Raw genomic sequence first — 15,260 nt, forward strand, 5'->3', positions numbered from 1 at the left:
CGGGGCGCAATGGTGCGCGCCCCGCGCGGCAAGTGAGGGGTGAGGCTAGGGGGTCAGCCGGTGGGAGGTCAGCCGGCGAGGGTGCCCGACTCGACGGACTTGAAGTCGTCGCCGTCGACCTTGTAGACGGTGAGCTGCTTGTTGGTGGCGTCGCCGAACTCGTCGAAGGAGACCTTGCCGGTCACGCCTTCGAAGTTGACGCCCTGGACGGCCTCGAGGACCTTGGCGCGGGCGTCGGAGGGCAGCTTGCCGTTGTTGGCCTCGACGACCTTCTTGACGGCCTCGATGACGGCCCAGGCGGAGTCGTACGAGTAGCCGCCGTAGGCGGAGTAGTCGTCCTTGTAGCCGGCCTTCTTGTAGTTGTCGACGAACTCCTTGGCGGAGGCCAGGCTCTCGACGGGGGCGCCGACGGAGGTGCAGAGGTCGCCCTGGGCGCTGGCGCCGGCGAGCTCGACGTACTTCTTGTCCTTCATGCCGTCGCCGCCGACGAGCGGGATGTTGGTGCCGGAGGCCTTGATCTGCTTGCTCAGGGGGCCGGCCGCGGGGTACTCGCCGCCGTAGTAGACGACGTCGGCGCCCGAGCTCTTGACCTGGGTCACGATCGCCGAGAAGTCCTTGGAGTCGGGGTCGATGTGGCCCTCGCCGGCGACGGCGCCGCCGAGCTTGGTGAACTCGCCCTTGAAGGTCGCGGCGAGGCCGGCGCCGTAGGTCTTCTTGTCATCGATGATGAAGACCTTCTTCTTGCCCGCCTTGTTGAAGAGGTACTGCGCCGCGAACGGGCCCTGGATGGCGTCCGTGGTGGCGGTGCGGAAGTAGCTCTTGTAGGTGCGGGTCTTCTGGCCCTCGGCCCACTTGGGGCCCTGGGTCAGGGACGGGCTGGTGTTGGCGGGGGAGATCTGGGCCAGCTTCGCGTCGTCGAAGACCTTCTGCATGGACTCGGAGACCGAGGAGTTGAGCGGGCCGACGACGCCGAGCACGTCCTTGTTGGCGGTGAGCTTGGTGGCGTTCTGCTGGCCGGAGGAGGCCTGGGCCTGGTCGTCGAGGGCTTCTATCTTGAAGGTGACGCCCTTGACGTACTTCTTCTCGTTGGCCTGCTTGGCGGCGAGGTCGGCGGAGTTCTTGATGCCGAGGCCGAGGGCGGAGAGGTCGCCCGTCAGCGGGGCGTCGACGCCGATGACGACGGTGGTGTTGCCGCCGTCGGCGGTGGCTCCGCCCTTGTCGTCGCGGGATCCGCAGGCGGTGAGGGTGAGAGCGCCCGCGGCGAGGGCGGCGGTCACGGCGATGAGCTGACGAGAACGCACGATCAGTCCTTTCCTGGCGCCGCGTCCCCCCGTGGGACGCGTCGAGTCGAACGCGGGGAACCGAACTGAGGAAATCCGGCGCGGTCGCGGTAACTGGCGGTGACTCTAGGCGGCTCTTCGGGGGATATGGAGGGCTGAGGCCAATGATGTGACTCTCTTGTTATGCCACGGCGTAATACATAGCGGTTCACGGGGGGTGGAACGGGGGAATTCAGGCCGGTTCGTCTTGTCCGCATGGTGAGACACAGCAGGACCGTGGAGCGGTTTGGGTCCTGTCACGCCAGGACTCTGGGGGTGTTTGGTCATGACGGGCCGGTGGTGGCCGCGTCTCGGCCTACGGGACATGCCCTGGTCAGGGCCACGGAAAGATCTCGCGCATATCGGTCACCGGGGATGTAACTGTGATCCTCTTTCTGGAATCCATTACTCAGGGTCACCTCCAAAAAGGGCAGCCCGGAATTCCGTGCTACATGCACGCAGTCTTTTACCCGAATGAGCACCAGGAGCCGGCGTTCTTCTCCCGCGCCGACCGCGGCCGGCAGCGGTGGCCGGATCGTCACGCTCAGCGCCTGCGAGGGCTGGCCGATCCGCTCCACCGCGATGGCCGGCCCCCAGCCGGTCCGCACACGCACAGTGAACGCGAACGCGTAGCCGGGGGGTGGCGGCTCCATCGGTTCCCCGTACGCCAGGGACAGGGCCTGGGAGGGGGCGGCCGGAGGCTGCGGGCGGGGCGGATCGGGCCACGCCGCGTACAGCCGCACGGCGCCCGCCGCCAGTACGGCGGCCGCGGCGACGGCCAGGACGGCCCTGCGGTGGCGGGCGTAGCGCGAGCGGATCCAGGCGGCGGCCCGGGGGGTACGCGACCCCCCGCGCGGGACGTGGCCGTCCTCCGTGCCCTCCCCGGGCTCCACGGGGCCGATGCCGGCGCTCACGGCCGGCACCCGGCGGCGGCAGGATCGCGGGCGGCGCCGGTACGGGCGACGGCGGCGGCGGACCGCGGTGCCGCCGCCCGGCATGTGGCCGTGGCGCCGCGCGGCGCCGGTCCGGATCCCATGCGGGAACGCTAGACCGGCGCCGCGGACGGCACAACGGCTCGTGCACGCCCGGCTGTTAAGACTCCGTGTCGCGCAGCAGGCAGGTGAGGCGGGCGGTGCAGACGCGGCGGTCCTGTTCGTCGGAGATGACGATCTCGTAGGTGGCGGTGGAGCGGCCGCGGTGGACCGGTGTGGCGACGCCGGTGACCCGGCCGTCGCGCACGCCGCGGTGGTGGGTGCAGTTGAGGTCGACGCCGACGGCGATCTTGTTGATGCCGCCGTGCATCATGGCGCCGACGGAGCCGAGGGTCTCGGCGAGCACGGCGGAGGCGCCGCCGTGGAGGAGCCCGTAGGGCTGGGTGTTGCCCTTGACGGGCATGGTGGCGACGACGCGTTCGGCGGAGGCTTCCAGGATCTGGATCTCCATGCGCCGGCCGAGCTCGCCCGCCGAGAACAGGGCGGGCAGGTCTATGCCCAGGGCCGCGTACTCGTCGAGGACTTCCTGGGGGAACTTCACGGCGTGCTGCTCGTCGCCCATGGGCCTGCTCCGTTCGTCAACGCTCGTTAACCAGTGTGTGTGGTGGCCGTTCTATCAGGCCGGTTCGAAGCGCACGACGACGGACTTGCTGGCGGGGGTGTTGCTGGTGTCGGCGGTGGAGTCCAGGGGGACCAGGACGTTGGTCTCGGGGTAGTAGGCGGCGGCGCAGCCGCGTGCGGTGGGGTAGTGGACGACGCGGAAGCCGGGGGCGCGGCGTTCGACGCCGTCCTTCCACTCACCGACGAGGTCGGTGTAGGAGCCGTCGGCGAGGCCGAGCTCGGCGGCGTCCTCGGGGTTGACCATGACGACGCGGCGGCCGCCGGTGATGCCGCGGTAGCGGTCGTCGAGGCCGTAGATGGTGGTGTTGTACTGGTCGTGGCTGCGCAGGGTCTGCAGGAGCAGCCGGCCGGCGGGCACGCGGGGGTACTCGACGGGGGCGGCGGTGAAGTTGGCCTTGCCGGTCGCGGTGGGGAAGCGGCGTTCGTCGCGGGGGGCGTGGGGCAGCCGGAAGCCGCCGGGGCGGGCGGCGCGGGCGTTGAAGTCCTCGAAGCCGGGGACGACGCGGGCGATGCGGTCGCGGATGGCGGCGTAGTCGTTCTCGAAGTCCTCCCACGGGGTCCTGGAGGCGGTGCCGAGGACGGCGCGGGCCATGCGGGCGACGATGGCCGGTTCGGAGAGCAGGTGGGGGGAGGCGGGGGCGAGGTTGCCGCGGGAGGCGTGGACCATGCCCATGGAGTCCTCGACGGTGACGAACTGGCGGCCGCCCTTCTGGACGTCCTTGTCGGTGCGGCCGAGGGTGGGCAGGATCAGGGCGCGCCGGCCGGTGACCGCGTGGGAGCGGTTGAGCTTGGTGGAGACGTGGACGGTGAGCGCGGCGCGGCGGACCGCGGCTTCGGTGACGCCGGTGTCGGGGGTGGCGGCGACGAAGTTGCCGCCCATGGCGAAGAGGACCTTGGCCTTGCCGTCGCGCAGGGCTTCGATGGAGCGGACCACGTCGTAGCCGTGCGCGCGGGGCGAGGTGATGCCGAACTCGCGGTCGAGGGCGTCGAGGAAGGCGGGGGCGGGGCGTTCGAAGATGCCCATGGTGCGGTCGCCCTGGACGTTGGAGTGGCCGCGGACGGGGCAGACGCCGGCGCCGGGGCGGCCGATGTTGCCGCGGAGCAGGAGGAGGTTGACGACCTCGCGGATGGTGGCGACGGAGTGCTTGTGCTGGGTGAGGCCCATGGCCCAGCAGACGATCGTGCGCTCCGAGGCCAGGATCATGGCCAGGGCGCGTTCGATCTCGGGGCGGGTGAGGCCGGTGGCGGTGAGGGTCTCGTCCCAGTCGGCGTCCGCGGCGGCGGCGGCCAGGGCTTCGTAGCCGTGGGTGTGCTCGCGGATGAAGTCCTCGTCGAGGGCGCCGGACCCCGCGCCGGAGGCGCTGTCGGACGCTTCGATGACGAGTTTGTTGAGGAGGCGGAAGAGGGCCTGGTCGCCGCCGATGCGGATCTGGAGGAAGAGGTCGTTGAGGGGGGTGCCCCTGAGCATGCCGAGGGGGCGCTGGGGGTTCTTGAAGCGCTCCATGCCGGCTTCGGGCAGCGGGTTCACCGAGATGATCTTCGCGCCGGCTTCCTTGGCCTTCTCCAGCGCGGACAGCATGCGGGGGTGGTTGGTGCCCGGGTTCTGGCCGGCGACGATGATCAGGTCGGCGCGGTGGAGGTCCTCGAGGGAGACGCTGCCCTTGCCGATGCCGATGGTCTCGCCCAGTGCGGAGCCGGAGGACTCGTGGCACATGTTGGAGCAGTCCGGCAGGTTGTTGGTGCCGAACTCGCGGGCGAAGAGCTGGAAGAGGAACGCGGCCTCGTTGCTGGTGCGGCCGGAGGTGTAGAAGAGGGCCTCGTCGGGGGAGGACAGGGCCCCCAGCTCCTCCGCGATGACCGCGAAGGCCTTCTCCCAGCTGACGGGCTCGTACCGGTCGGCGCCTTCGGGCAGGTACATCGGGTGGGTGAGGCGGCCCTGCTGGCCGAGCCAGTAGCCGCTGCGGGCGGCCAGCTCGGACACCGGGTGGGCGGCGAAGAAGTCCGGGGTGACCCGGCGCAGCGTGGCCTCCTCGGCGACGGCCTTGGCGCCGTTCTCGCAGAATTCGGCGGTGTGCCGCTCGTCGCCCTCGGGCCAGGCGCAGCCGGGGCAGTCGAAGCCGTTCTTCTGGTTGACCTTGAGGAGGGTCCGCGCGGTGCGGCGCAGCCCCATCTGCTCGTGCCCGGTCTTCAGGGTGTGCGCGACGGCGGGCAGGCCGGCGGCGGCGTGCTGCGGGGGACCGACGTGCGGCGCGTCCTGTACCGGATCACCTGCGGGCGGCTTGGTGGCCATGTCGCTCCCCTTCGAGCAGTCTTCGCGTACACGTCCGATCCTGTCACGCCCGGCCGTCATCGCCGACGGCGGATTTGTCGGCGGGGGCGCCTAGGATCGGGGGCGTGGCAGAGACAGCATCGAAGAAGACCGACCAGCCGACCGCAGCGGACCGCCCCCGCCTGATGCTCATGGACGGGCACTCCCTGGCGTACCGGGCGTTCTTCGCGCTGCCTGCGGAGAACTTCACGACGGCCACGGGCCAGCCGACGAACGCCATCTACGGCTTCGCGTCGATGCTGGCGAACACGTTGCGTGACGAGGCGCCGACGCATTTCGCGGTGGCGTTCGACGTGTCCCGCAAGACGTGGCGCACGACGGAGTTCCCCGAGTACAAGGCGAACCGCTCGAAGACCCCCGACGAGTTCAAGGGGCAGGTCGAGCTGATCGGCGAGCTGCTCGACGCGATGAAGGTGCCGCGGTTCGCGGTGGACGGCTTCGAGGCCGACGACGTGATCGCGACGCTGGCGACGCAGGCCGAGGCCCTCGGCTTCGACGTGCTGATCGTCACGGGTGACCGGGACTCCTTCCAGCTGGTCTCCGAGCACACGACGGTGCTGTACCCGACGAAGGGCGTCTCCGAGCTGACCCGGTTCACTCCGGAGAAGGTCGTGGAGAAGTACGGGCTCACCCCGCAGCAGTACCCGGACTTCGCGGCGCTGCGCGGTGACCCGTCGGACAACCTGCCCGGCATCCCGGGTGTCGGCGAGAAGACGGCCGCCAAGTGGATCACTCAGTTCGGGTCGTTCGCGGAGCTGGTGGAGCGGGCCGACGAGGTCAAGGGCAAGGCCGGGCAGAACTTCCGGGACCACCTGGAGGCCGTGAAGCTCAACCGGGTGCTGACCGAGATGGTCAGGGACGTGGAGCTGCCCCGCACCCCGGCGGACCTGGTGCGCGCCCCGTACGACCGCGCCGCGGTCACGGGCGTGCTGGACGTGCTGGAGATCCGCAACGCCTCGCTGCGGGAGCGGCTGCTGGCCGTGGACCCGGGCGCGGCCGCGGCGGAGGAGGCCCCGGCCCCGGCGGCCGGTGTGGAGCTGGACGGGTCGGTGCTGGGTGCGGGCGAGCTGGCGCCGTGGCTGGAGGCGCACGGGGGCGGTCCGCTGGGCGTGTCCACGGTGGACAGCTGGATGCTGGGAGCCGGCAGCGTCAGTGAGGTCGCGCTGGCCTCGGCGGGCGGTGCGGCGGCCTGGTTCGAGCCGTCCTCGCTGGACGAGGCCGACGAGCGGGCCTTCGCGGCCTGGGCCGCCGACGCGGAGCGCCCGAAGGTGGTGCACAACGCGAAGGGCCTGATGCGGGTCTTCCCCGAGCACGGCTGGACCCTGGCGGGCGTCACCATGGACACCGCGCTCGCCGCCTACCTGGTCAAGCCGGGCCGGCGTTCCTTCGCGCTGGACGTGCTGTCCGTGGAGTACCTGGGCCGTGAGCTCCAGCCGCCCGCCGCCGCGGGGCAGCTGGCGTTCGGCGCCGACGAGACCGCCGAGGCGGACGCGCTGATGGCGCAGGCCCGCGCGGTCCTGGACCTGGGCGACGCCTTCGCCGCGAAGCTGCCCGAGGTCGGCGCGGTCGAGCTGCTCCACGAGATGGAGCTGCCGACGTCCGAGCTGCTGGCCCGGCTGGAGCGGGCGGGCATCGCCGCCGACCGCGACCACCTGGAGGCCATGGAGCAGCAGTTCGCGGGCGCCGTGCAGCAGGCGGTGAAGGAGGCGCACGCGGCGGTCGGCCACGAGTTCAACCTCGGTTCGCCCAAGCAGCTCCAGGAGGTGTTCTTCGGCGAGCTGGACCTGCCGAAGACGAAGAAGACGAAGACCGGCTACACCACCGACGCGGACGCGCTGGCCTGGCTGGCCACGCAGACCGACCACGAGCTGCCGGTGATCATGCTGCGGCACCGGGAACAGGCCAAGCTGCGGGTGACCGTCGAGGGCCTGGTCAAGGCGATCGCCGCCGACGGCCGGGTGCACACCAGCTTCAGCCAGACCGTCGCCGCGACCGGCCGGCTGTCCTCCACCGACCCCAACCTGCAGAACGTGCCGGTGCGCACGGACGAGGGCCGTGCGATCCGCCGGGGCTTCGTCGTCGGTGAGGGCTACGAGTCGCTGATGACGGCCGACTACAGCCAGATCGAGCTGCGCGTCATGGCACACCTCTCCGAGGACGAGGGCCTGATCGAGGCGTTCCTGTCCGGTGAGGACCTGCACACCACCGTCGCCTCGCAGGTGTTCGGCGTGGAGCGTTCCCAGGTCGACGCCGAGATGCGCCGCAAGATCAAGGCCATGTCGTACGGCCTGGCGTACGGGCTGTCGGCGTTCGGTCTCGCCCAGCAGCTGAACATCGAGCCGGCCGAGGCGCGCGGGCTGATGGAGACGTTCTTCGAACGGTTCGGCGGGGTCCGCGACTACCTCCAGCGGGTGGTCGACGAGGCCCGGGCGACCGGCTACACGGCGACGGTCTTCGGCCGCCGCCGCTACCTGCCGGACCTGAACAGCGACAACCGCCAGCGCCGTGAGGCCGCCGAGCGGATGGCGCTGAACGCCCCGATCCAGGGCACCGCCGCAGACATCGTCAAGGTCGCCATGCTGCGCGTGGACAAGGCGCTCGCCGAGGCGGGCCTGAAGTCGCGGATGCTGCTCCAGGTCCATGACGAAATCGTCCTGGAGATCGCCCCCGGCGAGCGGGAGCGGGTGGAGGAGCTGGTGCGCCGGGAGATGGGCGCGGCCGTGGAGCTGCGGGCCCCGCTGGACGTGTCCGTGGGCGTCGGCGGCGACTGGGAGTCCGCCGCGCACTGAGCGGGCGCGCGGCGTCCGGGCGCCCGTCCCCTCCGCCTATGCGGTGGGGACGGGCGTTCGCGCGTCCCGTTCCGGGCGGGGCCGGTCCCGGTCCCGGCGGCGGTGGCGCGACCGCACGAGGGCCCCGTACAGCAGCAGCCCCACGGTGAGGCCGGCTCCCGCTCCGAAACAGACGGTCGGGATGATGTCGAGCGGGGTGCGGACGCGGTCGTAGAAGGTGAAGAAGCGCATCACCCGCAGGGTGATCCCGGCCGCCGCGCAGCCGGCGATCAGCGCGGCGGCGGCCCAGCGCTCCGCGCGGCCGAGCACCGGGACGGGGGCCGGCGCGGGTGCGGCCGGCAGCCGCCGCAGGCCGCTCACCGTGAACCAGAGCAGGGCGCAGGCGGCCGCCGCGGAGGAGCCGTACTGGAGGTAGGAGTAGAGGGGCAGGCCGAAGGCGAGGGGGTCACCGAGCCCCGGCAGCGCGTTCGTCCCCCAGCGGTCCAGGTGCGTGAAGCTGTCCCACACCACGTGGGTGAGCGAACCGGCCACCGCCGAAAGGTAGAACCGGAGCGCGAGCCGCGGCAGTGCCCGCCCGCGCCAGCCCTCCCCCCGTACGAAGGCGTACGCCCTGCCCCGCCAGGTCCGCGGCAGGAGCGCGACGAGGGGTTCGCGCAGCAGCAGCCAGCACGCCGCGAGGAGCGCGGTCAGGACGGCGTCCACGGTGAGCACGCCGGGCAGGGAGTGCGTGAAGCGGCCGTAGCCCATGACGCCGCTCACGACGGCGTCCGCGAAGTAGAAGGTGTCGGGAGCGAAGGAGCCCAGGACGAGCGCCGAGGCGACCAGCGGGCCCCGGGCGCGCCCGGTCCGGCGTATGGCCGGAAGCACGGCGGCCGCATGGCTGAGAGTGAACGGCACGGGGGCTCCTCGGGCTTTCGGCGTCCGGACATTATGCGTGTGCTGCGAGGGAACGTGGGGATGTGGTGAATTCCGAGCCGCGGTGCCTGCCGTGTGCAGTGAGTTGACGTAGGGTCACGCGGACGTCTAGGGGAGGGGTCCGTCATGGCGGCACGAATACGCGGACGCGGGCTGCGCAGGGGCGCGGCCGCGGCACTGGTCTCGGCGGTGGTGGCCGCCGCCATGACGGCCTCGCAGGGTCCGGCCGGCGCCGGGCAGCAGCGGATCGGGGCGGCGGGTGAGGAGTCCGCGACGCGGCAGCGGGCGGACGCCCGTTCCGGCGGGGACTCCACCTACTTCACCGAACTCCCGCCGCTGGTGAGCCCCGAGCCGCCGGCCGTCGTCCTGCCGGAGGGGCCGCCCGCCGCCGGGGAGCCGCCCGCGCCCGTGCCCTCGCCGTCGGCGGCCGTGGTACCGGCGGCGGAGCTGCCGGTGGCGCGGGGCGCGCAGGGGATACCGGCCGGCGTGCTCGCCGCGTACCGGGCCGCCGAACAGCGGGTGGCGCAGAACGATCCCGGGTGCGGGCTGCGCTGGCAGCTGCTCGCGGCGATCGGCAAGGTCGAATCGGGGCAGGCGCGCGGCGGGCTGGTGGACGCCGCCGGGACCACGTTGCGGCCCATCCTGGGGCCGGTGCTCGACGGCAACGGCTTCGCGAACATCTCCGACACCGACGGCGGGACCTTCGACGGTGACGCCCGCCACGACCGGGCCGTCGGGCCGATGCAGTTCATCCCGTCGACCTGGGCCGCCTGGGGCCAGGACGCGAACGGCGACGGCCGGCGCGACCCGAACAACATCCACGACGCCGCGCTGGCCGCCGGACGGTACCTGTGCGCGGGCGGCCGGGACCTGCGGACGGGAGCGGACCTGGACCGGGCCGTGCTGTCGTACAACCACTCCGCGGAGTACCTGCGGACGGTGCGGTCCTGGTTCGCGTACTACCTCCGGGGGGTCCAGGAGGTCCCGGACGCGGGCGCCGGCGCGGGCCCCGCCGGTACGGTCCCGGGCGCCCCGGCGGGCCGGCCGTCGGACCCGAAGCCGACGCCCAGGCCGACGCCGCCCCCGTCGCCGTCGCCGTCGCCGAAGCCGACCCCGTCACCTACGCCTACCCCGAAGCCCACCCCGACGCCTACCCCGACGCCCACACCCACGCCTACCCCGAAGCCCACCCCGACCCCGACGCCTACCCCGAAGCCCACCCCGACCCCGACGCCCACGCCGACCCCCACGCCGAGTACGACGCCCACGCCGTCCCCCACGCCCACCCCGCGCCCGTCGGCGTCGGCCTCCGCCCCCGCGCCCGGCCCGTCGGCGACCCCGGCCCTGCCGAAGCCGGGTCCCGGCACCGCCGGTTAGGCCGTCTCTTCCGGATCCTGCCTGGCCCGCGCTGCCCGGCACCGGACGCCGCAGGCCCCACCGGCAAGATCCGGAAGATGCGCCCCGTGCCCCGGCGGTCCGCGGCGGTTCTCATCTCACCCCCGCGTTGCTACGGTACGCCTCCCTGACGCACCATCAGATCCGGAGGCCCCGCCATGCGCGCACTCGCCGCCGCCGCCGTCGGACTGGCCGCCGCGCTGGCCCTCGTCCTCGCCGTCACCGCCTTCGGGGTGCCGGAGGGCGGGACCTCGCCCCGGCCGCTGCTCACCACCGCGCCCGCCGCGCCCGGCGAGTAGGGGAGGCCGGCCGTGCGACGCGGAGCGAGCCTCGTCCTCCTTGCCCTGGCCGTGTTCTGCGCGGCCCTCGCACCACTGCTGCGCTGGTACGCGTACCCGCGGCTCGCCAAGGTCCCGCCCGGCCAGTACCAGGAGATGGTCCTGGAGGCCCGGGACGCCACCCTCCTCGACTACTCCGGCGGCATGCGGCCCAAGAAGGTCGACAAGGTCACGATCGTCCAGACCCTCAAGGGCAACGTCGAGGCGTCGGAGGAGATCGAGGCCGGCGCCGGCAAGGACGTGGTCGTCTGGGACACCCTCTCCCACATCATCGGCCCGGACGGCAAGACGGTCTCGCAGATCCCCGAGCGCTACATCTTCGACGCCCACACCCAGGACCCGGTGCACGCCACCGGCGAGATGGTCGACGGGGACCCGGTCGAGCGCGAGGGCATCGAGTTCAAGTGGCCCTTCTTCACCGAGCCGCGCGACTACCTCTACTTCGACGCGCAGACCCGCACCTCCTCCCCGGTCCACTACGTCGGACCGCGCACCTACCGCGGCATGGACGTCTACTACTTCGAGCAGACCGTCCCCTGGACCAAGGTCCCCATGCCGAAGAAGATGCCGATCGAGGGCATCGACCCCGCCACCATCGAGCAGACCACCGGCACCACCCTCTGGTACACGGTCACGGCCCGGTTCTGGGTCGACCCGGTGACCGGCGCGCCCGTCAACGCCGAGCAGGACATCCAGCAGGAGATGCGCGGCGGCATCGCGGCGGGAGCCCCGGACGGCAGGCTCACCGCCTTCGCCGGGCACGTCACGATGCGCGAGGACTACGCGGAGCACACCTTCGACCTGGTCTCCGCCAACCGCGCGAAGGTCCTCGCGCTGCACACCCACGCCCCGGCCGGCCTCGCCGCCGGCGGGCTGGCGCTGCTCGCCGGCGCCCTCTGGCTGGAGGCCCGGGGCCGGCGCGCCCCGGACTGCGCCGTCAGCGCCTGAGCCGGGCGTTGGTGTGGCGGGTGGGCTCCGCCGTCGCCGGGTCCTCCGGCCACGGATGCCGGGGGTAGCGGCCGCGCAGCTCGGCGCGGACGGCGCGGTAGCCGCCCCGCCAGAAGGAGGCCAGGTCGGCGGTGACGGCGGCCGGCCTGCCCGCCGGCGACAGCAGGTGGACCAGCAGCGGCACCCCCGCCACGCGCGGCGTCTCGGCCAGCCCGAACAGTTCCTGGAGCTTGACGGCGAGCACCGGCTGCTCGGCCGCGTAGTCGACGCGGATCCGGGACCCGCTGGGGACCTCGATCCGCTCGGGCGCCAGCTCGTCCAGCCGCGCGGCCTCCCCGGTGGCCCAGGGCAGCAGCCGGTTCAGGGCCTGTCCGGCGTCGATCCGGCCCAGGTCGGCACGGCGCCGGGCGCGCGACAGCTCGGGCTCCAGCCAGTCGTCGGCCCGCTCCAGCAGTGCCGCGTCGTCCGTCACGTCGGGCCAGGGGCTGCCGAGCGTACGGTGCAGGAAGGCGATCCGGGCCCGCAGCGCCCGCGCGTCCGGGGACCAGCGCAGCAGGTCCAGGCCCTCGGTGCGCAGCCCCTCCAGCAGGGCCGCCCGCACCGGCTCCGGGGCGGGGTCGCGCAGCGGGCGCGTCACCAGCCCGATCGCCCCGAGCCGCTCGGCGGAGCGCGCGACCACGTCCCCGTCCTCCCAGCGGACCTCCTCCCCGCGGGCCAGCAGGTGTCCGGCCGCCGCCCGTGCGGTGTCCTCGTCGAGGACCGCCGCCAGCCGGACCCGTGCGGACGCCGCGTGCGGGGCCCGGTCGGCGACGGCCACCGCCAGCCAGGGCGCGTTGCGCAGCGCGGAGCCCTCGCCCAGCTCGGCGCCGGTCCCCGAGGCCATCAGGAACGCGCCGGCGCCCCTGGCGCGGGCCACCCGCTCGGGGAACGCGAGGGCGGCGACGAGGGCGGCTGCGCGGTCGTCCCCGGCCGCCGCCGCGCCCGGGCCCCCGCCCGGGGAGGCGTCCCCCGCGGCGGCGTCGCCCGACACCGCGCGCTCCAGGCGGCCCACCTCCGCCCGCCAGCGGGCCGCGTACGGGTCACCGCCCCGGCGGGCCGCACGCCAGGCGGCCGCCAGGTCGTCCCCGTACTCCCGCGGCGGCTCCTCGCTCAGCAGCGCCACCACCTCGGCGGCCCGCCGCGCGCCCAGCGCCCCGGCGCCGTCCAGCAACGCCCGCGCCAGCCGCGGGTGCAGACCCAGCCGGGCCGTCCTCCGCCCGCGCGCGGTCGGCCGCCCCGCGGCGTCCACCGCCCCGACGGCCACCAGTACCTCCCGGGCGGCGGCCATGGCGCCGGCGGGCGGCGGGTCCAGCAGCGCCAGCCCGGCGGCGTCCGGGTCGCCCCAGCAGGCGGCCTGGAGCGCGAACGGCGCCAGGTCCGCGATCCGGATCTCGGGGGAGGGGAAGGCGGGCAGCCGGCCGTCCTCCGCCTCGGCCCAGCACCGGTACACCACCCCGGGCGCCTCACGTCCGGCCCGGCCCGCCCGCTGGCGGCCCGCCGCGCGGGAGGCCCGTACCGTCGCCAGCGCGCCCAGCCCCCGGGCGTGGTCCACCCGGGGCTCGCGGGCCAGCCCCGAGTCCACGACCACCCGTACGCCCGGCACGGTCAGGCTCGACTCCGCGACGGCGGTCGAGAGGATCACCCGGCGGTGCGCCGAGGCGGTCAGCGCCGCGTCCTGCACGGCGGCCGGCGCCCGGCCGTGGACCTGGAGCACCTCGGCGTCCACCCCGGCCAGCTGCCCGGCGACGCGGGCGATCTCACCGACGCCGGGCAGGAAGCACAGCACGTCGCCGGAACGTTCCGCCAGCGCCCGGCGCACCACCGAGGCCACGTGCGCGAGCTGCGCCGGGTCCACCCGCATCCCGTGCGGCGGCCGCACCGGCCGGGCCGGGGGCGCCCACACGGTCTCCACCGGGTACGCGACCCCGGCCGCCTCCACCACCGGCGCGTCCCCCAGCAGCCGGGCCCAGCCGGCCGCGTCGGTCGTCGCCGAGGCCGCCACCAGGCGCAGCTCCGGGCGCAGGGTCTCGCGCACGTCCAGCAGGAAGGCGGCGACGGTGTCGGCGTCCAGGTGCCGCTCGTGGCACTCGTCCAGGACCACCACGTCCACCCCGGCGAGCTCCTGGTCGCGCTGGAGGCGCTGGAGCAGGACCCCGGTGGTCACCACCTCCACGGCCGTGTCCCGGCCCACGACGCGCTCCCCGCGCACCGTGAAGCCCACCGAGCCGCCGACGGCCTCGCCCAGCAGCCACGCCATCCGCCGCGCCGCCGCCCGGGCGGCGATCCGCCGGGGCTCGGCGACGACGACCCGGCGCGGCGGCCCGCCGCCCGTCAGCCCGGCCAGGACGAGCGGCACGAGGGTGGTCTTGCCCGTGCCGGGCGGGGCGCACAGCACGGCCGTGCCCCGGTCGTCCAGTGCCGAGACGAGGGCGGGCACGGCCTCCCGTACGGGGAGGGCGTCGAGGGCGGCCTGGCGGATCAAGGGATCAGTCCCTCTCGCAGACGAAGATCGCGGTGCCGGGGATCAGGTTGCCGCGCAGCGGGGACCAGCCGCCCCACTCCTGGCTGTTCCACTCCGGCCACTGCGGCTCCACCAGGTCCAGCAGCCGGAAGCCGCCCGCGACCACGTCCCGGACGCGGTCGCCGATGGTGCGGTGGTGCTCGACGTAGACGGCGCGGCCCCGCTCGTCCTGCTCGACGTAGGGGGTCCGGTCGAAGTACGAGGCGGAGACGGAGAGCCCCTCGGGGCCGGGCTCGTCGGGGAAGGCCCAGCGGATCGGGTGGGTGACGGAGAAGACCCAGCGGCCGCCGGGGCGCAGGACGCGGCGCACCTCGCGCATGACGTTCACCGGGTCGGCGACGAAGGGGACGGCCCCGTACGCCGAACAGGCGAGGTCGAAGGAGCCGTCGCGGAAGGGGAGGCGGCCGGCGTCGGCCTCGACGAGCGGGACGTCGCCGCCGATGCGCAGGGCGTGCTGGAGCTGGCGGTGGGAGAGGTCGAGGGCCACCGGGCGGGCGCCCTGGGCGGCGAGCCAGCGCGAGCACTGGGCCGCGCCGGCGCCGATCTCCAGGACGTGCTTGCCCTCGAGGGAGGCGGCGGGCCCCAGCAGGGCGGCGTCGGCCTCGTCCAGGCCCTCGGGTCCCCAGACGAAGCGGTCGTCGCCGAGGAAGGCGCCGTGCTCGCTCTGGTACTCGTCGGCGTTGCGGTCCCACCAGCCGCGGCTCGCGCGGCTGCTCTCCGCCTCGCCCGCGTCACGCCGGGTGGCCTCGGCCTCGTCCTCGGCGGTGCTGTCCGCCCCGCGGGCGTCTTCGGGGGCGTAGTCCTCTTGGTTCATGGGGCCCGTCGTCGTAGTCTGCGGATGGCTCGGTGGTCGGGGCGGCCGGAAAGTCGTACGGAGTGCTCATCACCGCGTCGCCGCCCACGAATTGCGCCGGTTTTGCGGCGATCTGCCCGCGGTGTGCGCCTTCGCGCATTGACCCTTCCCGGCTGCCCCCGTATGCTACAAGTTGCGCTGCGAGCCTGTGCTCCTCAGACCTAGCAGGCTGCGCTTGCATCTGTTGATGTCCCCTCGGTT

General features: G+C 73.8%; 11 protein-coding genes. 4 read left to right on the forward strand and 7 right to left on the reverse strand.

Annotated elements, in window-relative coordinates:
• Window positions 1-68 precede the first annotated feature (68 nt).
• The 4 genes from ACZ514_RS23275 to ACZ514_RS23290 form a co-directional block, all read right to left on the reverse strand.
• Window positions 69-1,301: a branched-chain amino acid ABC transporter substrate-binding protein gene (locus ACZ514_RS23275; protein WP_468697691.1), complete on the reverse strand. Its 1,233-nt coding sequence runs from the start codon at window positions 1,299-1,301 to the stop codon at window positions 69-71.
• Window positions 1,302-1,603: 302 nt separating this feature from the next.
• Window positions 1,604-2,233: a Tat pathway signal sequence domain protein gene (locus tag ACZ514_RS23280; RefSeq protein ID WP_469125553.1), complete on the reverse strand. Its 630-nt coding sequence runs from the start codon at window positions 2,231-2,233 to the stop codon at window positions 1,604-1,606.
• Between the two features lie 178 nt (window positions 2,234-2,411).
• Entirely contained in the window at window positions 2,412-2,873 is a 462-nt protein-coding gene (locus tag ACZ514_RS23285) for a PaaI family thioesterase (protein ID WP_468167080.1), read from the reverse strand.
• Window positions 2,874-2,927: 54 nt separating this feature from the next.
• On the reverse strand, window positions 2,928-5,222 hold the full coding sequence (locus ACZ514_RS23290; RefSeq protein ID WP_469125554.1) for an FdhF/YdeP family oxidoreductase: 2,295 nt from the start codon (window positions 5,220-5,222) through the stop codon (window positions 2,928-2,930).
• A gap of 104 nt (window positions 5,223-5,326) precedes the next feature.
• Here ACZ514_RS23290 and polA point away from each other — a divergent pair, with 104 nt between their 5' ends.
• On the forward strand, window positions 5,327-8,050 hold the full coding sequence (gene polA, locus ACZ514_RS23295; protein ID WP_468697687.1) for a DNA polymerase I: 2,724 nt from the start codon (window positions 5,327-5,329) through the stop codon (window positions 8,048-8,050).
• Window positions 8,051-8,086: 36 nt separating this feature from the next.
• Here polA and ACZ514_RS23300 read toward each other — a convergent pair whose 3' ends face one another.
• Entirely contained in the window at window positions 8,087-8,947 is an 861-nt protein-coding gene (locus tag ACZ514_RS23300) for a DUF4184 family protein (protein ID WP_468167086.1), read from the reverse strand.
• 144 nt (window positions 8,948-9,091) lie between these two features.
• Between ACZ514_RS23300 and ACZ514_RS23305 the strand changes: the two genes are divergently transcribed.
• From ACZ514_RS23305 to pgfA, 3 genes are all read left to right on the forward strand, one after another.
• Entirely contained in the window at window positions 9,092-10,342 is a 1,251-nt protein-coding gene (locus ACZ514_RS23305) for a lytic transglycosylase domain-containing protein (protein WP_469125555.1), read from the forward strand.
• A 176-nt stretch (window positions 10,343-10,518) separates the two neighbouring features.
• Complete coding sequence (locus tag ACZ514_RS23310) at window positions 10,519-10,659, forward strand: SPW_0924 family protein (protein ID WP_468167090.1); 141 nt, start codon at window positions 10,519-10,521, stop codon at window positions 10,657-10,659.
• A 12-nt stretch (window positions 10,660-10,671) separates the two neighbouring features.
• Window positions 10,672-11,646 (forward strand): cell envelope lipid trafficking protein PgfA, encoded by a 975-nt coding sequence (gene pgfA, locus ACZ514_RS23315; protein ID WP_469125556.1) that lies wholly within the window; start codon window positions 10,672-10,674, stop codon window positions 11,644-11,646.
• Here the strand turns inward: pgfA and hrpB are convergent.
• The gene (gene hrpB / locus ACZ514_RS23320; RefSeq protein ID WP_469125557.1) at window positions 11,636-14,167 is read right to left on the reverse strand and encodes an ATP-dependent helicase HrpB; all 2,532 of its coding nucleotides are present in this window, start codon (window positions 14,165-14,167) and stop codon (window positions 11,636-11,638) included. The two genes, pgfA and hrpB, sit on opposite strands and share 11 nt — an antisense overlap.
• A gap of 4 nt (window positions 14,168-14,171) precedes the next feature.
• Window positions 14,172-15,020, reverse strand: coding sequence for a class I SAM-dependent methyltransferase (locus tag ACZ514_RS23325; protein WP_468167096.1), 849 nt, complete (start codon window positions 15,018-15,020; stop codon window positions 14,172-14,174).
• Window positions 15,021-15,260 lie beyond the last annotated feature (240 nt).

The sequence above is a fragment of the Streptomyces sp. NPDC034086 genome (genome assembly GCF_055575515.1).